The organism is Mesorhizobium sp. M7D.F.Ca.US.004.03.1.1, from assembly GCF_003998635.1.
GTDB lineage: Bacteria > Pseudomonadota > Alphaproteobacteria > Rhizobiales > Rhizobiaceae > Mesorhizobium > Mesorhizobium loti.
The window spans coordinates 1-17,395 of sequence record NZ_RZQG01000038.1 but is presented as its reverse complement, the minus strand read 5'-3'; the positions used below and the strand labels follow the sequence as shown (position 1 = coordinate 17,395).

The window sequence follows — 17,395 nt, the reverse complement described above, 5'->3', positions numbered from 1 at the left end:
AGCCGGAACCCGCTGAATACGTCAAGATCTGCGACGTCTACGGCGCTGGCTACTTCTACATCCCCGGCACCGAAACCTGCCTGCGCATCGGCGGCTATGTCCGTTATGACATCGGCGTGGGCGATGCGGCTTCTTTCGACGGCGTCAACAACGTTCCGGATCACCTGGACGGCCCGGTTGATCGCAACGACACTTATTCCAAGAATGCCCGCTTCACGCTGAAGACCTGGACCGGCCAGGAAACCGAACTCGGCACCTTGAAGACCTACACCGAAACCCGCTTCAACTTCGGCAACAGCGGCGGTGACTATGCCAGCGACACGGCAACCGCCGACTACAACCCAAATGGCTGGCAGGCTGGCAACAAGGCGGTTTCACTGAACTTCGCCTGGATCCAGCTTGGTGGTCTCCGCGTCGGTAAGGACGAATCGGCCTTCGATACGTTCATCGGCTACGCCGGCAACGTGATCCAGGATACGCTGGTTCCCTACGGTTCGTTCGACACGAACGTCATTCAGTACTACTTCGACGCCGGCAACGGCTTCTCGGCCGTGGTCTCGCTCGAAGAAGGCGCTGGCGCCGACACGATCGACAGCTACGTTCCGCATGTCGTCGGCGGTGTGAAGTACACACAGGGCTGGGGCGCGATCACTGGCGTCATCGCCTATGACAGCAACTATGAAGAAGTGGCCGGCAAGGTTCGTTTGGACGTGAATGCCACCAACGAACTGTCGCTCTTCATCATGGGCGGCTACGGTTCGGACAGCAATGCCGACAACAACTTCTACAAGCTGTGGGATGGCAACTGGGCGATCTGGGGCGGCGGCAGCTACAAGTTCAACGAGAAGACCTCGTTCAACGCCCAGGTTTCGTATGACGAAGGCAAGAAGCTCGGCATCGCCGCGAACATTGCCTACGACATCGTCCCCGGCTTCACGATCACCGGCGAAGTTGACTACATCAACGCCGCTGACAGTGACTATCACGCCAGCTTCGACGGCATCGGCGGTATCCTCCGCTTCCAGCGCTCGTTCTAAGGGCTGGTTCTACACAGTTAAAATCCAGCCCGGGCGCACAAACGCCCGGGCTGTTTTTGTTTCGTGACTGGTCAACGCAAACGAAGGAAGAGGGGGAATCGGTAGCTGAATAGGGTCCGTGGGTGATTTCGTGGGATCCGCTGATGGCGGATGAGATCACAATCGCGTGATTCAAATCTCTTGAAAGGACGCTTCCAAGCGGATAGGGCTGATCTATCCACTCGGGGTGTGGCAAACGATGACGAACGAAGCGATTCAAGAGGGTGAGCCCTCTGATCATTTTTCGATGTTTTCTTCTCAGAATTCGACGATACGATACAGTTACAACAAGATTAGAGAAGTAAAGTCGCATAGGGTCGGAGAGCTTTTTTTAGCATACCGGGACATATTGTGGGATGATGGGCGGCATAAATACAATGTCAGCTCTTTCATCGGCGAGATAGATGAGCTTCTCCTTGGGGAGCGATTCAGCGCCTTTGACCAGAGTACCCTGGACAACCTTATCGGCACCTTGCGCCAGCGCGGCAACAGCAACGCAACCATCAATCGAAAGATGGCTGCCCTCAGCAAACTGCTGCGCAAGGCTCACAAGATGGGGGATATCCACAGCCTGCCCGAGTTCCGCCGCCAGAAGGAGCGGGCGGGACGGATTCGTTTCCTCGAGAGGGACGAAGAGGCCAGGCTGTTCGCCGCCATCAAGAGCCGCAGCGAGGATGCCTACAGGCTTTCCGTTTTCCTGGTCGATAGCGGATGCCGTCTCGGTGAGGCGCTTGGGCTGATCTGGAACGACATCCAGGAGCATCGCGTCAGTTTCTGGATCACCAAATCCGGCCGCAGCCGCACCATTCCGATGACCGAGCGGGTCAAGGAGGTCATCAAGCTGCCTCCGCAAGAGGGCCGTCGGCCCAAGGGACCGTTCACCAAGCTCAGCCAGGCACAGTTCCGTGCCATCTGGAACGACGCAAAGGCCGAAGTCGGTCTCGGCGCCGACGACCAGGTGGTGCCGCACATATTGCGCCACACCTGCGCCTCGCGACTTGTCCAGGGCGGCATCGACATCAGGCGCGTGCAGATGTGGCTCGGTCACCAGACACTGTCGATGACCATGCGCTATGCACATCTGGCCACGAACGATCTCGATGGCTGTGTCATCGTGCTGGAAACGCCTCGATCGGCTCAACCGACCGGCAAATGCGCTGAAGGCTCCATGTTTTCTTCACCCGTGACCACGCCTTCGTCGCCGAAGGCAGGGCGGAAACAGAGGGATGAAACGGCTGCGCCGAAGGAATCGCCGAAAGCGCCTCGGAAAAATTCAAAAGCCAAGTAGGCTGACGAGCCCAGCCTTATACTATTGTAATTATCCCAGGACCTTGTTTGGTCTTGGGGGTTACTTCTGGCTGTTCTGCTGCTCGGCCCGATCAAGAAAAGCTGCAATGTCATTGGGCAGGCTGCCGGTCTCGAGAAATGGCGCGTGGCCCTGACCCGCAACGGTGATCGCTTCCATCATAGAATGGCGTTCTCTCATTTGTTGCAGCGTGTCTATGGACAGCAATCTCGAATTGGCACCACGTATGGCGAGCAGAGGAATCGCGGCCAACGCCTCGAATTGCGGCCATAGATCAGGCAGCGGCTGCGTTAGGTCGAGACTGGCAACGGTGTCGACCAGCTTCGGGTCGAAATCCGGCACCAAGCCACCGTCCGCTTCACGATAGAGAGCCCATACCATTCGATCCCAATTCGCGCCGGCAAGGGCGGGAAAGTCCTTGCCATGCACGCTGCGCTGGGCGGCAGTTGCCTGTGCGCGGGTTTTCGGTGCCGGGTTGCGCTCGAGATAGGACTGGATATGGGTAAGCCCAGCCGCCTCGATCAATGGGCCGATGTCGTTGAAAACAATGGCTTTCAGGACAGCCGGCCGCATCATGCCGAGCACATGGATGATCAGCCCGCCGCGCGAGGTGCCGATGAAGGCTGCTTCCTCGATGTTCAGCGCCGCCAGCCCGGCAAGGATGTCGCCGGCCTCGACGCCGACATTGTAGTTTTTGACCTCGGGATCATACGCCGACCGCCCGCGCCCGCGATAATCGAACGCAACCACCTTGCGCGGAGTTGCAGATCGCGCCGAAAGGTCGAGCGCCAGCTCGTGAAAATCCTTGGCATTGCGAGTCAAGCCTGCCAGGCAGACGACCGGCCAAGGGCCGGTATTTGTTTCACCATAGACGCGTGCATGGAGCTGGAGCCCGTCCGCTGAGGTATAGAAAAAGTCGGAAAAGCCTTCGTGGTTTGGCATGCGGACTCCTCCGTCGTGTAGATCGTCTGCGACTGCTACAGGCAGGGACAAGGACGGTCAAATTGAAGGACGTGGGCGCGGGAAATTTTGAAATTTGGCGGGACAGAGGGGATGTGAAGGGACTCGATTCAAAGATGTCGAGCGCTGTGCAAATACCGCAACAAGAAGGCGGCCCCACCTATCGAGCCGTCAACTCCGCCCGTTCACCAGATCGCCAACTATGTCGTATTTGCCCGAAATACGCATCTTGTAGACTTCGTAATTCTCCATCACACGCTGAACGTAACTTCTTGTTTCCGTGTAGGGAATCCGCTCGATCCAGTCGACGACAGCATCGATGTCCTTGCCGCGCGGATCGCCATATCTGGCCACCCACTGGCTGGCACGGTTGGGGCCGGCATTGTAGCCGGCGAAGGTCAGCACATAGGAGCCGTTGAAGCGATCGAGCTGTTCGCCGAGGAAGGCCGAACCAAGCGTCGCGTTGTAGCCGGCGTCGGTGGTCAGTCGTGTCTGTGAAAACTGCAATCCGGCTTTCTTCGCCAATTGCTTGGCGGTTCCCGGCATCAGCTGCAGCAGGCCGCGCGCGCCAGCGCTGGACACGGCACCGATGTTGAATTCGCTCTCCTGGCGGGCGATCGCATAGGCCAGCGCCTTGCCTGAACCGGAAATGTTGGCCGAATCGGGAATGACGCCGAGCGGATGCGACAACGCGCCGACATCGATGCCACGCGCGCCGGCGATCTTGCCGACTTTCAGCGCCATGAAATGGTTGCCTTGCTTTTCCGCAAGGACAGCGAGCAGCGCGAGTTCCCCCGGGCTGGTCAACTGCCCGGCAAGGTCGCGATAGAGCGTCTCTGCATAGCGGTCGTAGCCCGCTTCCTGCAGCCGCTTGATGGCGCTGACGGCCTCGCGGCCAGCAAAATTCTGCCGGTCGGCTGCACTTGGCTGCGGATAGACAATGTTCAGCGCCTGCCGGCCGACGCGTTCGGCGGCAAGCTGGCCGTAAAATGTCGTGCCATAGGCTGCGGCGCGTGCAAAATAGTCCTTGGCGCTGCCCGGGCCACCGACTTCCGCGGCACGGCCGAGCCAGTAATAGGCACGCGACAGCGTCATCGGGCCTTGGGCAAGTTCGGCGATGCGCGCGAAATGCGTTGCGGCAAGCTTGGGGTCGTTCAGGCCACGCAACGCGTACCAACCGGCGTGGAATTCAGCATCCGCAGCATTGGTGGCACTTTCGGCGGCGTGTGTGGCGACGATCCGGTAGGCCGTTTTCATGTCGCCTTGGTCGACCAGTTCGCGCGACAACACCCGGCGCTCGACCCACCAGGCATCCGGATCGACCAGAGCGTCGCGATCGGCCGGTGCCTGCATCACAATGGCTGCGGCGCCGGCAAAATCCTCTTGCTTGCGCAGATATTCGGCCTGCGCGAAGAAATAGCCGGCCGAAAATTGTGCCGCCGGCACTGCCTTCAGCAGTTTGGCGGCATTCTTGTCGCCTTTGTCCGCCGCCGCCCAGGCATCGGCGAGCTGCTGGGCACCGGCAAGGCCGGCGACGCGCAGCGCGGAATTCGCGCGGTCGGCATAGAACATGCGCTCCATGCGAAAACGGTGGTCGGCAGCCGGGATCAGGCCGCCGAATTCCTTGATCAGCGCCGTCTCGTCCTTGGCCTCCAGGATAGCGGTGCGCCAGAATGGCGACAGCACCGAGCGCGCCGCTTTGGTATTGCCAGACGCCCCATAGGCGCGGGCAAGAACCATCACGCCTTCGAATGTCTGCGGCTGGCTGCCATCGAACGCCCTGACAACGATGTCGGGAGCAGGGTTTTCGCGATAGAGCGCGCGCTCGCTGTTCTTGCGCAGTGCGACGGTGCCCGGCCAGTTGGGCAGCATCTTTGCCGCGGCGGCGATATCGCCGCTCGGAACCTTGTCGCCGCCATAAAGCGCGGTCGCCCAGGCAAGGATGTGCTGGTCGAGCGATTGAGCGGGAAGGGCATCGCGCACGGCACGGGCGCCGGGAATGTCGCCGGCCGCCAGAGCATCCAGCCCGCTCTTCAAGAGAGCGACGCTCTGCGAGGGCGCCGGTTGCGCCTTGTCCTGCAGGTTGGGGATTGGGATGATCGAGCCTGGCATCGGGATGGCCGAAGTGACCTGCACATCGACGCTGCCGCCCGTCGCCATGCCCGGCATCAGCGCGAGCGTGGCGCCAAGCAGCGCGAAAAGGTGAGGCCGACTGCCCGGCATGATCTTAAGTCTTTCCTTGTCCTGGCATTCTACCAGCAAGCGAAGATGCCTCGAAGCCTAAACTTAGGTCGTGAAGAGCCCGTAAACAAAGAGTTAGCGAGGCCGTTCGAATTGCGCTTGCTGGCACCATGGCAATGCTTGCCGCGCAACCATGTCGAGACTATGGTGCGCCGCTTCGCTTTCGGCTAGAAGGCGCGCACCGCAAATACCAGAAGTCCCAAGGAGTTGGACGATATGCTGAGAGGCTCGCTTACTGCGCTCGTGACACCGTTCGAAAAGAGCGGGCGTTTCGACGAGAAAGCCTTTCGCGCGTTCGTCGAATGGCAACTCGCGGAGGGCACGACAGGACTGGTTCCCGTGGGCACGACCGGCGAGTCGCCGACGCTGTCGCATGACGAGCACCGCCAGGTCGTTAAGGTGTGCATCGAGGTTGCCAGGGGCCGCGTTCCGGTCGTTGCCGGCGCCGGTTCCAACAACACCGAGGAAGCCGTCGGGCTCGTGCAATATGCCGAGAAGGCCGGCGCCGATGCCGCCCTGGTCGTCACGCCCTACTACAACAGGCCGACACAACGCGGCCTATACGAGCACTTTGCGGCTGTCGCCAAGGCGACCAAGCTGCCGATCATCATCTACAACATTCCGCCGCGCTCGGTGATCGACATGATGCCGGAGACGATGGGCCGGCTCGCGCACGACTTCAAGAACATCGTCGGCGTCAAGGATGCCACCGGCAAGGTCGAACGGGTCTCCGAGCAGCGCGCCACGTGCGGCAAGGATTTCATCCAGCTTTCGGGCGAGGATGCCTCGGCGCTTGGCTTCAACGCGCATGGCGGCGTCGGCTGCATTTCGGTGACGTCGAACGTCGCGCCGCGGCTCTGCGCTGAATTTCAGGAGGCGACGCTGTCCGGCGACAGCGCCAAGGCGCTGGACTTGCAGGATCGCCTGCTGCCGCTGCACAAGGCGATCTTCCTGGAGCCTGGTGTTTCCGGGGCCAAATACGCGTTGTCGAAGCTGGGCAAGGTCGAGAACGTGCTGCGTTCGCCGCTTGTCACGGTCGAGGATGTGACCGCGGCAAAGATTGATGCGGCCATGAAGCACGCCGGCTTGATCAATTAGCGAGCCCGTTTGGAAACTCTACTCCTGCGGCCATCTGAAGGCGTTTTCTGCGTTTCCGGTGCACGTGTACTATATGTACGCTCCGCTCCGGGTCTCAAAAACACCATCATCTGACTCGCAGGAGCGAGTTTCGAAACGGACTTTATTATGAACCAGGTCAGAAAAGCCGACCCCAACAACAAGACCGTTTCGGAAAACCGCAAGGCGCGGTTTTCCTACGAGGTGCTCGACACGGTCGAGGCCGGTCTGGTGCTGACCGGCACCGAGGTCAAGTCGCTGCGCCAGGGCCAGGCCAACATCCAGGACAGCTACGCCTCGGTCGAAGGCGGCGAGATCTGGCTGATCAACTCCTATCTGCCGGAATATCTGCAGGCCAACCGCTTCAACCACGAGCCACGGCGTCGCCGCAAGCTGCTGCTCAACAAGCGCGAAATGGCGAAACTGTCGCAGAGCGTCGACCGCGAAGGCATGACGCTGGTGCCGCTGAAGATTTATTTCAACGACCAGGGCCGCGCCAAGCTGCTGCTCGCCGTCGGCCGCGGCAAGAAGCTGCACGACAAGCGCGAATCCGAGAAGCAGCGCGACTGGTCGCGAGAGAAGGGTCGGCTCTTAAAAGAGCGTGGGTGAGGAGCGGTTCGCGAAGCGGATGAAAAGCCAACGATTTGGCTTTTCGAGCGACGAACGGTGAAGGGCCGGTCCGCCTTCGGGCGGATCAAAAGGTCCTGAGGACCTTTTGAAGGGACTGAACGCCCGAAGGGCAGGGAGCCACAGCGAAGGGCCGGGAAGCCGAAGAGGATAGTCTTGAAGAACCGGATTGTCCTCTTTGGTTTGGCCAGCCTGGTCTTGCTATGTTTCGTCGCAGCAGGCGGCTATCTCTATTTCAGGGCGTTCTCACCGGACCGCGATAAATATCCGGTCAGGGGCATCGATGTCTCCCATCATCAGGGCCAGATCGACTGGCGGCGTGTTGCCGCCGACGATGTCGCCTTTGCCGTCATCAAGGCGACCGAAGGCGGCGATCATGTCGACGATGCCTTTGCGAGGAATCTGGAGGAGGCCCGCGCCGCTGGTCTCGCCGTTGGCGCCTACCACTTCTTCACCTTCTGCCGGCCTGGCGCCGACCAGGCGAAGAATTTCATCTCGGTTGTGCCGCACGATCAGCCGCTGCTGCCGCCGGTCGTCGACATCGAATTCGGCGGTAACTGCCCGCAACGGCCGACGCCCGAGCAACTGAGCGCCGAACTGGCCGCATTCCTTGCTCCAGTCGAGGCGGCGTTCGGCAAGCCCGCGATTGTCTATCTGACCGATGAGGCAGCGCAGACCTATGCCGGACGCATCGCTGCCCGTCCGCTCTGGCTTCGCTCATTGCTCCTGGAGCCGGATCGCGACGACTGGATCTACTGGCAATACCACAACAGGGGGCGCGTCGACGGCATCAATGGCGATGTCGACCTGAATGTGCTGCAGGGTGGGCCGGCCGTGCTGGCTGCGCTGTCTGCGGCGGGATTGCTCACTCCCGAGGCTCCATTATCCCCCTGAACCCGGTGAAGTTATTCATGCCGCTGCTTGGGGAACCTCCGGCGCGAGCGTGACATTGGCATCGCCCCAGATTTTCAGGGCGGTGATCACTGGCTCCAGGCTTCTGCCGCGCGGTGTCAGGCTGTATTCCACCTTCGGCGGTACCTGTGCATAGACCTTGCGGGCAATCAGCCCGTCCGTCTCCAACTCGCGCAACTGGTTGGTCAGCATGCGCTGCGTGCAGTTCGGAATGCGTCGGCGGATCTCGTTGAAGCGCATCGTGCCCTCGAACAGATGGTAGAGCACGACGCCTTTCCACTTTCCGTCGATATAGCGCAGCGTTCCCTCCACGGTGCAGCCGGGGCTGCAATCAAATCGCTCATGGCGAACGCGTGGCATGACGGTATCCTTTTCGACACTATGTGCTTTATATGTGCATTCTTGCGGATGAAGATCGTAGACGGCATCTCTATCCTACACAACATGGAGAAGAAGATGCGCGCCGTCGGCTATCAAATCCCAGCCCCCATCACCGATGAGACCTCTCTTGTCGATATCGACCTGCCCAAGCCAGTGCCGAAAGGCCGTCAACTGCTGGTCGAGGTGAAGGCGATCTCGGTCAACCCGGTCGATACAAAGGTGCGACGTAGCGCCAGACCCGAAGCCGGAACGTGGCGGGTGCTCGGCTGGGACGCCGCCGGCCGGGTCGTTGCGACCGGTCCGGACGCCAGCCTGTTCAAACCGGGTGACGATGTCTTTTATTCCGGCGCGCTGGCGCCGCAAGGCACCAATGCCGAGTTCCATCTTGTCGATGAGCGCCTTGTCGGCCGCAAGCCCGGCTCGCTCGGCTATGCGCAGGCGGCGGCGCTGCCGCTGACGGCGGTTACAGCCTTCGAGGCCCTGTGCGACCGCCTCGATGTCAAGAAGCCTGTTGCGGGCGTCGCAAACGCCATCCTGATCGTCGGCGGCGCCGGTGGCGTTGGCTCGATCGCGGTGCAGCTTGCGCGCCAACTGACCGGTCTGACGGTGATCGCCACCGCGTCAAGGCCCGAGACGCGCGATTGGGTCCTTGGGCTTGGCGCCCATCATGTCGTCGACCATTCGAGGCCGCTCGCTGCTGAAGTGGCCGCCCTCGGCATCGGCGCACCGGCCTTTGTGTTCTCGACAACCAACACCGACCGGCATTTGGCCGAGATTGCCGAATTGATCGCGCCACAGGGCCGGTTCGGCTTGATCGACGATCCCCAGACACTCGACATCAATCCGTTCAAGCGCAAGAGCGTTTCGGTCCATTGGGAACTGATGTTCACCCGCTCACTGTTCGAGACGCAGGACATGGCCGCACAAGGTGAGCATCTGAACGAACTGTCCCGGCTTGTCGACGCAGGCACCATCCGCACCACACTGGGCGAGACCTTCGGTCCTATCAATGCCGCCAATCTGAAGCGCGCCCATGCGCTGATCGAGACCGGCAAGGCCAAGGGCAAGATCGTGCTGGAGGGTTTCTGACTGAGGTCGAATCTAGCCTTGCAGAAACGCCGCGATCTTACTGAAAACGCTGACGAACATCGCTTCGGTCAGCACGCCGGTGTTGGTGTTGTAGCGCGAGCAGTGATAGCTCGAAAACAGCGTGATGCCGCCGGCCGGTAGCTGTCCGCCATGCTTGAACGGGTAGGCAGCGACGCGCCCGCCGAGTGCCCGCACGGTCGACTGATGCGCGATCGATCCCAGCGCCAGCACGGTGCGCAGGTTGGGGAACCGGGCGATCGTCGGCACCAGGAATGTCCGGCAGGTGGCAATCTCGGCGCCCACCGGTTTGTTCTCCGGCGGCACGCAGCGCACCGCATTGGTGATCGCCGTGCCGACAAGCTCCAATCCGTCATCTGGCCGCGCCTTGAATTCACCGCGCGCAAAACCGTGCGAAATCAGCGTCGAGTAGAGCAGGTCGCCGGCATAGTCGCCGGTGAAAGGACGGCCGGTGCGGTTGGCGCCGCGCAGGCCGGGCGCCAGCCCGACGATCAGAAGCCGGACGGCATCGTCGCCTTCCGGCGGAAGGAAAGTCGGCACCGGAGCGTTGAACCAGGATGGCTCGCGCTGCCGCCACTCGGCGATGAAATCGTGGAGCCGCGGGCAGAGCGGGCAGTCGCGGCTGGGTTCGGAGGCGGAAAGGGCGGTCAAGGCAACCGGCCTCAGTAGTCGTCCTCGTCGACTTCAGCTGGCTCGGGGCGGCGCACCGGCCGCTCGGACGGATCGCGGCCGACCTCGTTCTTCAATGTCGTCAGGTCGATGAAATGGTCAGCTTGACGGCGCAGATCGTCGGAGATCATCGGCGGCTGGGAAGCCATAGTCGAGACGATCGACACCTTGCGGCCGCGCCGCTGCAGTGCCTCGACCAGCGTGCGGAAATCGCCGTCGCCGGAAAAGATGACGTAGTGGTCGACGACATCGGCGAGTTCCAGCGCATCGACCGTGAGCTCGATGTCCATATTGCCCTTGATCTTGCGGCGGCCGGTCGAGTCGGTGAATTCCTTGGCCGGCTTGGTGACCACCTTGAAGCCGTTGTAGTCGAGCCAGTCGATCAGCGGACGGATCGAGGAGTATTCCTGATCCTCGACCAGTGCCGTGTAGTAATAGGCGCGCAGCAGATAGCCACGCTTCTGGAAGCTCGACAGAAGCTTGCGATAGTCGATGTCGAAGCCGAGCGCACGCGACGTCGCATAAAGATTGGCGCCGTCGATGAATAGGGCGATTTTTTCACGAGGGTCGAACATGGAAAATATTCCTTCTCGAAATAAACGGCCGTCTAAACGAAATGCGATAGCGACGTTCGGTCAGGCTCATAATAAACCGGCCGACCTCTACGCCATCCGAGATAGCGCCAGTTTCGCGGCAATCCAAGGGCGTGTTGCCGCACTGCAAGCAATTGTGATCGGGACACCGAACGCATAAGTAAAGGCTGGTTTTGCCGAATCGGGCGTTCGAACGAAGGATTGGGTGCCCTGCTGCCCGGCCATTGCCATGATGCTTGTATTTTGGCGGCGTTCGGGTTATGGACCGCGCCTGTTTTCCATCAAATCCATCGCATGAAAGGGGCATCCATGGCCCGCGTAACCGTTGAAGATTGCATCGACAAGGTCGACAACCGCTTCGAGCTGGTGCTTTTGGCCGGCCACCGCGCCCGGCAGATCAGCCAGGGCGCGCCGATCACCGTGCCGCGTGACAACGACAAGAACCCGGTCGTGGCGCTGCGCGAGATCGCCGACGAGACGCTTTCGCCCGACGACCTCAAGGAAGACCTGATCCATTCGCTGCAGAAGCACGTCGAGGTCGACGAGCCCGAGGCCGATGGCGAGGCGATTGCCGATCAGACCGGCGCCGCCGTTGCGGCCACCGACGCCGATGACGCCGAGGAGAACATCACCTTCGACCGGATGACCGAGGAAGATCTCCTGGCCGGCATCGAGGGACTGGTGCCGCCGGAAAAGAGCGACGATTACTAAGCGAGCGCTCTGGACCTGCCTGGAATACGTTTCCGGCACTTCCGTCCAGTCAGTTTCGTGGCTATCTATGAGATGCGCCGTACGCTAGTGCGGCGCATCAATCATTTCAGCACCGCGAGATCCCGCCCATGATGCGTCAGTATGAGCTTGTCGAGCGCGTCCAGCGCTACAAGCCTGACGTCAACGAGGCGCTACTCAACAAGGCCTATGTCTATGCCATGCAGAAGCATGGCCATCAGAAGCGCGCTTCCGGCGATCCCTATTTCTCACACCCGCTCGAAGTCGCCGCCATCCTCACTGAAATGCACATGGACGAGGCGACGATCGCGGTCGCCTTGCTGCACGACACCATCGAGGACACCACCGCGACGCGGGCCGAGATCGACGAGCTGTTCGGGCCCGAAATGGGCAAGCTGGTCGAGGGACTGACCAAGCTGAAGAAGCTCGACCTCGTGTCGAAGAAGGCCGAACAGGCGGAAAACCTGCGCAAGCTTCTGCTGGCGATTTCGGAAGACGTCCGCGTCCTTCTGGTCAAGCTCGCCGACCGTCTGCACAACATGCGCACCCTCGACCATATGCCGGAGGCCAAGCGCCTGCGCATCGCCGAGGAGACGATGGACATCTATGCGCCGCTAGCCGGGCGCATGGGCATGCAAGGCATGCGTGAGGAGCTGGAGGAGCTCGCCTTCCGCTACATCAATCCGGAAGCCTATCGCGCCGTCACCGCCCGGCTCGCAGAAATTTTCGAGCGCAACAAGGATGTGCTGTCCGATATCGAGAAGGCGCTATCCACGCTGTTCGAAAAGCATGAGATCAAGGCAGGTGTGAAGAGCCGCCAGAAGAAGCCGTGGTCGGTGTTCCGCAAGATGGAGGCCAAGGCGCTGTCGTTCGAGCAGCTGTCCGATATTTTCGGCTTCCGCGTCGTCGTCGACACGGTCGAGGATTGCTACCGGGCGCTTGGCGCCATCCACACCACATGGTCGATGGTGCCTGGCCGTTTCAAGGACTACATCTCGACGCCGAAGCAGAACGACTACCGGTCGATCCACACCACCATCGTCGGGCCGTCGCGCCAGCGCGTCGAACTGCAGATCCGCACCCGCGAGATGAACAAGATCGCCGAATACGGCGTCGCCGCGCATTCGATCTACAAGGACACCGGCGGCAAGACGAACGGTGCCGCCCACGCCATCTCGAAGGAGACCAACGCCTATGCCTGGCTGCGGCGCACCATCGAGCAGCTTGCCGAGGGCGACAATCCCGAGGATTTCCTCGAGAACACCAAGCTGGAGCTGTTCCAGGACCAGGTGTTCTGCTTCACCCCGAAAGGCATGCTGATTGCGCTGCCGCGCGGCGCGACACCGATCGACTTTGCCTATGCGGTGCATACCGATGTCGGCGACACCTGCGTCGGTGCCAAGGTCAACGGCCGCATCATGCCGCTGATGACGGAACTGAAGAACGGCGACGAGGTCGAGATCATCCGCTCCAAGGCGCAAGTGCCGCCGGCGGCGTGGGAATCGGTCGTCGTCACCGGCAAGGCACGCTCGGCGATCCGCCGGGCCACCAAGAACGCCATCCGCAAGCAGTATTCGGGTCTTGGCATCCGCATCCTGGAACGCGCCTTCGAGCGCGCCGGCAAGACCTTCACCAAGGAGAGCCTCAAGCAGGTGCTGCACCGGTTGGCGCGCAAGGACATCGAGGATGTGCTGGCCTCGGTCGGGCGTGGCGAGCTTGCCTCCGCCGACGTCATGAAGGCAGTATTCCCCGACTACAAGGATGAGCGCGTCACCACGGCCGCACCCAAGCCGCGCGAGGAGGGCTGGTCGAAGATCCGCAATGCCGCCGGTATGCTGTTCCAGATTCCGGGCCGTGCCGCGCGCAAGGACAAGGACCAGCCGCGCGATGGCGCCGTGCCGATCCGCGGCGTGCGCGGCGACCTGCCGGTGCGTTTCGCGCCGGAAGGAGCAGTGCCTGGTGACCGCATCGTCGGCATCGTCCAGCCGGGCACCGGCATCACCATCTATCCGATCCAGTCGCCGGCGCTGCAGGCGTTCGACGACCAGCCCGAGCGCTGGATCGACGTGCGCTGGGACATTGACGAGCGCACCAAGGAGCGCTTTCCGGCGCGCGTCTCGGTCACCGCCATCAATGCGCCGGGTTCGCTCGCCGATATCGCCCAGGTCGTTGCGTCGAACGACGCCAACATCCATACGCTGTCGATGGTGCGCACCGCGCCGGACTTCACCGAAATGCTGATCGATCTCGAAGTCTGGGATCTGAAGCACCTCAACCGGCTGCTGTCGCAGCTCAAGGACAATTCGAGCGTCAGCGATGCAAGGCGCGTGAACGGCTAGACCATGATCCCGAAAGGTGGGGACCGGTTTTCGGACAAGATCATGGTCAATCAAAAGAGGCAGACATGAACACCGATGAAGTGCTGGGCATTTTCCGCGAGGCGGGTGCTGTTCTGGAAGGGCATTTCATTTTGACCTCGGGCCTGCGCAGTCCGGTCTTCCTGCAGAAGGCACGCGTGTTCATGCATGCCGACAAGACCGAGCGGCTTTGCAAGGCGCTGGCCGAAAAGATCCGCGCCGCAGTGCCTGGCAAGATCGACTATGTCGTCGGCCCGGCGATCGGCGGGCTGATCCCGGCTTACGAGACGTCGCGCCATCTCGGCGTGCCGGCGATCTGGGTCGAGCGGGAAGGGGGCAAGTTCCGCCTGCGCCGCTTCGAGATCGCAAGGGGGGCGCGTGTCGTCATCGTCGAGGACATCGTCACCACCGGTCTGTCGATCCGCGAGACCATCGAATGCCTGCGCGAGCTTGGCGCCGAAGTGGTTGCCGCGGCCTGCATCATCGACCGTTCGGCAGGCAAGACGGATGTCGGCGTGCCGCTGATCGCGCTCGCCGAATATGAGGTTCCGGCCTATCCAGCCGATCGGCTGCCGCCGGAGCTTGCCGCCATCCCGGCGGTCAAGCCCGGCAGCCGCAACATATGACTATGCATGTCGCCCAAAAGTGTGCTGCGGTTTTGGGGCAACGACATGCATGAAAACAAATTGCATGTCGTCCAAAAGTGCGCAGCGGTTTTGGGGCAACGATATGCATGAGAACAAATCGTTTATGATCGCCGGCATCGATCATTTCGTGCTGACGGTCGCTTCGCTGGAAGTGACCTGCGCCTTTTATCAGCGAGTGCTGGGGCTTGAACGCATCGATACGCCAGGCCGGCCGACGGCGCTGGCTTTCGGCAATCAGAAGATCAACGTGCATGAGATCGGCCGGACCTTCGAACCGAAGGCGAAGGCGCCAACGCTGGGATCGGGTGATTTCTGCCTGATCACAGACCGGCCGCTGAACGAGGTCTGTGCCCGTCTCGCGGCCAACGATGTGGCGGTGGAAGTCGGGCCGGTCGAGCGGACCGGTGCCCGCGGTCCGATGATGTCGATCTATTTCCGTGACCCCGACGGCAACCTCGTCGAGGTCAGCGAATACGAACCCGACAAGACCTGAAAGGTCTGATCTCGTATGGCGACAAGCTTCAATCCGCCCGGAATCTGGCAGCCTTTCGGTGCATTTTCGATGCTGAAAATCCAGGGGTCAGGTCAGATCGTTCATCTCAAGGGACAGGTTTCTCTCGACGGAGAGGGGCAGATCGTTGGCAAGAACGACATGCGGGCTCAGGTCCGCAAGACACTGGAGAACATTCAAGCGGTTCTCGTATCCGTGGGCGGCGCCATGGCCGACATCATCTCTTTGACCCAGTATACCACGGACATCGAGCAGTTCATGGCCGCGGGGGACATTCGCAAGCAGTTTTTCGCCGAACCGTTTCCTGTCACCACCACCGTGCAGGTGGTGCGCCTCTATCACCCTGACTTGCTGATCGAGATCACGGCGACTGCGGAAATTCCTCTCGACCGGTTCAGGCAGCCGTAGAACATTCACAATCTGCGGGATTAGGTGACCTTCCTCAAATTCGCCGTGATTGTACTATGGTCGGGCAGCCCAACGCCCGATCGCGGAATGCCGCAAGCGACCGCAGCGCCGCCGGCACGTTGGTTGTTCTTCTGCCGGCTCGTCGCTATATCAAAGTCGTTGTTGCCTTTCGGCGACCGTAAAGCGCAAGATATGGCTGTCGTACCCCGGTCTGGAATGGCTGGGGTGGTGGCGTTGGGTGAACCAGGAACGGGAACAGAGTGCTTTTTCGACGTCGCAAACCTGACGGTCTTTTCGAGCGGGTGCGTACCTATCTTTGGCCGCGCCGCTCGTTTTCGCGTTCGCTGCAGTATTTCTCAAAGCGCATCCTGCGGCTGAAGGCCACACCGCACGCGGTAGCGGCCGGTGTAGCGGCCGGCGTCTTCGCCTCCTTCTTTCCCGTCGGTTTCCATTTCGTCATTGCCTTCGTTCTGTGCTGGGTGATCGCCGGCAATTTGGTGGCGGCTGCCCTCGGCGCGGTGTTCTTCGGCAACCCGCTGACCTTCCCGTTGCTGTGGGGTGCCTCCTGGGAAACAGGCAAGCTCATCTTGCATGATCGGCTGCCGGCGCACGGCCCGCCGGCGCATCTGGGCGAGATGCTGCATAACCTCTCTTTTGCGCAATTGTGGAAGCCCATCCTTGAGCCGATGCTGATCGGCGCGGTGCCGCTCGGGCTGGTCTTCGGGCTGCTGTTCTACGCCATCACACGCTGGGGTATGAATGCCTTCCGCGAGCAGCGGCGCAAGCGCCTGGCCGAGCGTGCGCTCCGTCATGCGCAATCGTCCCATCCCAGCCCAAGCATCGGTTCCACCGCACGATGATCATCGGCATCGGCAGCGACCTGATCGATATCAGACGCATCGAAAAGTCGCTGGAGCGTCACGGCCAGCGTTTTATCCAGAGAATCTACACCGACCTCGAGCAGGCCCGCTCCGAAGGGCGCCGGGCGCGTGCGGCCTCCTATGCCAAGCGTTTCGCCGCCAAGGAGGCCTGCGCCAAGGCGCTGGGCACCGGTCTGGCGCAGGGCGTTTTCTGGCGTGACATGGGTGTCGTCAACCTCCCCAGTGGCGCGCCGACCATGGCGCTGACTGGAGGGGCGCAGACCCGGCTGGGCAAAATCCTGCCAAAGGGCCACCGGGCGGCAATCCACCTCACCATCACGGATGATTTCCCGCTCGCTCAAGCCTTTGTGATCATCGAGGCGTTGCCCGTCGAAGAAGCGCCACATTGATTGCATCTGACGACCGGCATGACGTTGCCCAGCGCGCGCCGAGACTCTATACCATCCAACGCACAATCGAGGACGACATGAGCGTGGCTGAAAAATCCGAGAAGAAATCCGGCGGGCTTGGCGAGACCGTCAGCGTCATCGTCCAGGCGCTTTTGCTCGCCCTGGTCATCCGTACGCTGCTGTTTCAGCCTTTTTCGATCCCGTCGGGATCAATGCGGCCGACGCTTCTGGAAGGCGACTATCTGTTCGTCACCAAATGGTCCTACGGCTATTCGCGCTACTCGCTGCCTTTCGGCCCCGACATTTTTTCGGGCCGCATCTGGGGTTCCGAGCCCAAGCGCGGCGACGTGGCGGTGTTCAAGTTCCCGCCTGATCCGTCTGTCGACTACATCAAGCGCGTTGTCGGCCTGCCGGGTGACAAGATCCAGGTCAAGGACGGTCAGCTGTTCATCAATGGCGTCGGCGTGCCGCGCGTGAAGACCGCC

The 17,395-nt window shown here is 61.3% G+C and carries 19 protein-coding genes; 14 read left to right on the top strand and 5 right to left on the bottom strand.

Features of this window, described 5'->3' with window-relative positions; all coding sequences use genetic code 11:
- Together EN935_RS04600 and EN935_RS04595 are read left to right on the top strand one after the other, a co-directional pair.
- Nucleotides 1–1,037, top strand: a 1,037-nt coding sequence (locus tag EN935_RS04600; RefSeq protein WP_164757727.1) for a porin, incomplete at its 5' end; no start/stop codon positions are given.
- Between the two features lie 238 nt (nt 1,038–1,275).
- A complete protein-coding gene (locus tag EN935_RS04595) occupies nt 1,276–2,364 on the top strand; it encodes a site-specific integrase (RefSeq protein WP_127264624.1) in 1,089 nt (362 codons plus the stop codon).
- A gap of 60 nt (nt 2,365–2,424) precedes the next feature.
- Here EN935_RS04595 and EN935_RS04590 read toward each other — a convergent pair whose 3' ends face one another.
- Both EN935_RS04590 and EN935_RS04585 read right to left on the bottom strand, forming a co-directional pair.
- On the bottom strand, nt 2,425–3,324 hold the full coding sequence (locus EN935_RS04590) for an alpha/beta hydrolase (protein WP_127264625.1): 900 nt from the start codon (nt 3,322–3,324) through the stop codon (nt 2,425–2,427).
- A gap of 189 nt (nt 3,325–3,513) precedes the next feature.
- The gene (locus EN935_RS04585) at nt 3,514–5,565 is read right to left on the bottom strand and encodes a lytic transglycosylase domain-containing protein (RefSeq protein ID WP_127264626.1); all 2,052 of its coding nucleotides are present in this window, start codon (nt 5,563–5,565) and stop codon (nt 3,514–3,516) included.
- 234 nt (nt 5,566–5,799) lie between these two features.
- On the opposite strand from EN935_RS04585, the gene dapA reads away from it, so the two are divergent.
- The 3 genes from dapA (at nt 5,800) to EN935_RS04570 (ending at nt 8,220) form a co-directional block, all read left to right on the top strand.
- Nucleotides 5,800–6,681 (top strand): 4-hydroxy-tetrahydrodipicolinate synthase, encoded by an 882-nt coding sequence (dapA, locus tag EN935_RS04580; RefSeq protein WP_127264627.1) that lies wholly within the window; start codon nt 5,800–5,802, stop codon nt 6,679–6,681.
- 147 nt (nt 6,682–6,828) lie between these two features.
- Entirely contained in the window at nt 6,829–7,308 is a 480-nt protein-coding gene (smpB, locus tag EN935_RS04575; protein WP_013532594.1) for an SsrA-binding protein SmpB, read from the top strand.
- Between the two features lie 174 nt (nt 7,309–7,482).
- A complete protein-coding gene (locus EN935_RS04570; protein WP_109662671.1) occupies nt 7,483–8,220 on the top strand; it encodes a GH25 family lysozyme in 738 nt (245 codons plus the stop codon).
- Nucleotides 8,221–8,235: 15 nt separating this feature from the next.
- Here EN935_RS04570 and EN935_RS04565 read toward each other — a convergent pair whose 3' ends face one another.
- Nucleotides 8,236–8,598, bottom strand: coding sequence for a helix-turn-helix domain-containing protein (locus tag EN935_RS04565; RefSeq protein ID WP_127264628.1), 363 nt, complete (start codon nt 8,596–8,598; stop codon nt 8,236–8,238).
- A gap of 96 nt (nt 8,599–8,694) precedes the next feature.
- Between EN935_RS04565 and EN935_RS04560 the strand changes: the two genes are divergently transcribed.
- Nucleotides 8,695–9,708, top strand: a complete 1,014-nt coding sequence (locus EN935_RS04560) for a zinc-binding alcohol dehydrogenase family protein (protein ID WP_127373186.1) — start codon at nt 8,695–8,697, stop codon at nt 9,706–9,708.
- Between the two features lie 12 nt (nt 9,709–9,720).
- On the opposite strand, the gene EN935_RS04555 is transcribed toward EN935_RS04560, so the two are convergent.
- On the bottom strand, nt 9,721–10,377 hold the full coding sequence (locus EN935_RS04555) for a uracil-DNA glycosylase (RefSeq protein WP_127264629.1): 657 nt from the start codon (nt 10,375–10,377) through the stop codon (nt 9,721–9,723).
- Between the two features lie 11 nt (nt 10,378–10,388).
- Nucleotides 10,389–10,970: an NYN domain-containing protein gene (locus EN935_RS04550; RefSeq protein WP_010915096.1), complete on the bottom strand. Its 582-nt coding sequence runs from the start codon at nt 10,968–10,970 to the stop codon at nt 10,389–10,391.
- Between the two features lie 327 nt (nt 10,971–11,297).
- On the opposite strand from EN935_RS04550, the gene rpoZ reads away from it, so the two are divergent.
- The 8 genes from rpoZ to lepB form a co-directional block, all read left to right on the top strand.
- A complete protein-coding gene (rpoZ, locus tag EN935_RS04545) occupies nt 11,298–11,699 on the top strand; it encodes a DNA-directed RNA polymerase subunit omega (protein ID WP_095086596.1) in 402 nt (133 codons plus the stop codon).
- 128 nt (nt 11,700–11,827) lie between these two features.
- Complete coding sequence (locus EN935_RS04540) at nt 11,828–14,056, top strand: bifunctional (p)ppGpp synthetase/guanosine-3',5'-bis(diphosphate) 3'-pyrophosphohydrolase (protein WP_109662679.1); 2,229 nt, start codon at nt 11,828–11,830, stop codon at nt 14,054–14,056.
- 65 nt (nt 14,057–14,121) lie between these two features.
- On the top strand, nt 14,122–14,700 hold the full coding sequence (gene pyrE / locus EN935_RS04535) for an orotate phosphoribosyltransferase (protein WP_126068538.1): 579 nt from the start codon (nt 14,122–14,124) through the stop codon (nt 14,698–14,700).
- 103 nt (nt 14,701–14,803) lie between these two features.
- Entirely contained in the window at nt 14,804–15,214 is a 411-nt protein-coding gene (locus EN935_RS04530) for a VOC family protein (protein WP_127265624.1), read from the top strand.
- 15 nt (nt 15,215–15,229) lie between these two features.
- Entirely contained in the window at nt 15,230–15,640 is a 411-nt protein-coding gene (locus tag EN935_RS04525) for a RidA family protein (RefSeq protein ID WP_126068540.1), read from the top strand.
- A 260-nt stretch (nt 15,641–15,900) separates the two neighbouring features.
- On the top strand, nt 15,901–16,500 hold the full coding sequence (locus EN935_RS04520; RefSeq protein WP_126068541.1) for a DUF2062 domain-containing protein: 600 nt from the start codon (nt 15,901–15,903) through the stop codon (nt 16,498–16,500).
- Nucleotides 16,497–16,910 (top strand): holo-ACP synthase, encoded by a 414-nt coding sequence (gene acpS / locus EN935_RS04515; RefSeq protein ID WP_109662685.1) that lies wholly within the window; start codon nt 16,497–16,499, stop codon nt 16,908–16,910. Before EN935_RS04520 ends, acpS begins: the two co-directional genes overlap by 4 nt.
- Nucleotides 16,911–16,987: 77 nt before the next feature.
- A partial coding sequence (gene lepB / locus EN935_RS04510; protein ID WP_127373185.1) for a signal peptidase I occupies nt 16,988–17,395 on the top strand: 408 nt, incomplete at its 3' end.

What these genes read in the sequence shown, in the direction of transcription:
- EN935_RS04595 (WP_127264624.1), top strand. Translation starts at nt 1,276, where the DNA reads ATGACGAACGAAGCGATTCAAGAGGGTGAGCCCTCTGATCATTTTTCG.
- EN935_RS04590 (WP_127264625.1), bottom strand. Translation starts at nt 3,324, where the DNA reads ATGCCAAACCACGAAGGCTTTTCCGACTTTTTCTATACCTCAGCGGAC.
- EN935_RS04585 (WP_127264626.1), bottom strand. Translation starts at nt 5,565, where the DNA reads ATGCCGGGCAGTCGGCCTCACCTTTTCGCGCTGCTTGGCGCCACGCTC.
- dapA (WP_127264627.1), top strand. Translation starts at nt 5,800, where the DNA reads ATGCTGAGAGGCTCGCTTACTGCGCTCGTGACACCGTTCGAAAAGAGC.
- smpB (WP_013532594.1), top strand. Translation starts at nt 6,829, where the DNA reads ATGAACCAGGTCAGAAAAGCCGACCCCAACAACAAGACCGTTTCGGAA.
- EN935_RS04565 (WP_127264628.1), bottom strand. Translation starts at nt 8,598, where the DNA reads ATGCCACGCGTTCGCCATGAGCGATTTGATTGCAGCCCCGGCTGCACC.
- EN935_RS04560 (WP_127373186.1), top strand. Translation starts at nt 8,695, where the DNA reads ATGCGCGCCGTCGGCTATCAAATCCCAGCCCCCATCACCGATGAGACC.
- EN935_RS04550 (WP_010915096.1), bottom strand. Translation starts at nt 10,970, where the DNA reads ATGTTCGACCCTCGTGAAAAAATCGCCCTATTCATCGACGGCGCCAAT.
- rpoZ (WP_095086596.1), top strand. Translation starts at nt 11,298, where the DNA reads ATGGCCCGCGTAACCGTTGAAGATTGCATCGACAAGGTCGACAACCGC.
- EN935_RS04540 (WP_109662679.1), top strand. Translation starts at nt 11,828, where the DNA reads ATGATGCGTCAGTATGAGCTTGTCGAGCGCGTCCAGCGCTACAAGCCT.
- pyrE (WP_126068538.1), top strand. Translation starts at nt 14,122, where the DNA reads ATGAACACCGATGAAGTGCTGGGCATTTTCCGCGAGGCGGGTGCTGTT.
- EN935_RS04530 (WP_127265624.1), top strand. Translation starts at nt 14,804, where the DNA reads ATGCATGAGAACAAATCGTTTATGATCGCCGGCATCGATCATTTCGTG.
- EN935_RS04525 (WP_126068540.1), top strand. Translation starts at nt 15,230, where the DNA reads ATGGCGACAAGCTTCAATCCGCCCGGAATCTGGCAGCCTTTCGGTGCA.
- acpS (WP_109662685.1), top strand. Translation starts at nt 16,497, where the DNA reads ATGATCATCGGCATCGGCAGCGACCTGATCGATATCAGACGCATCGAA.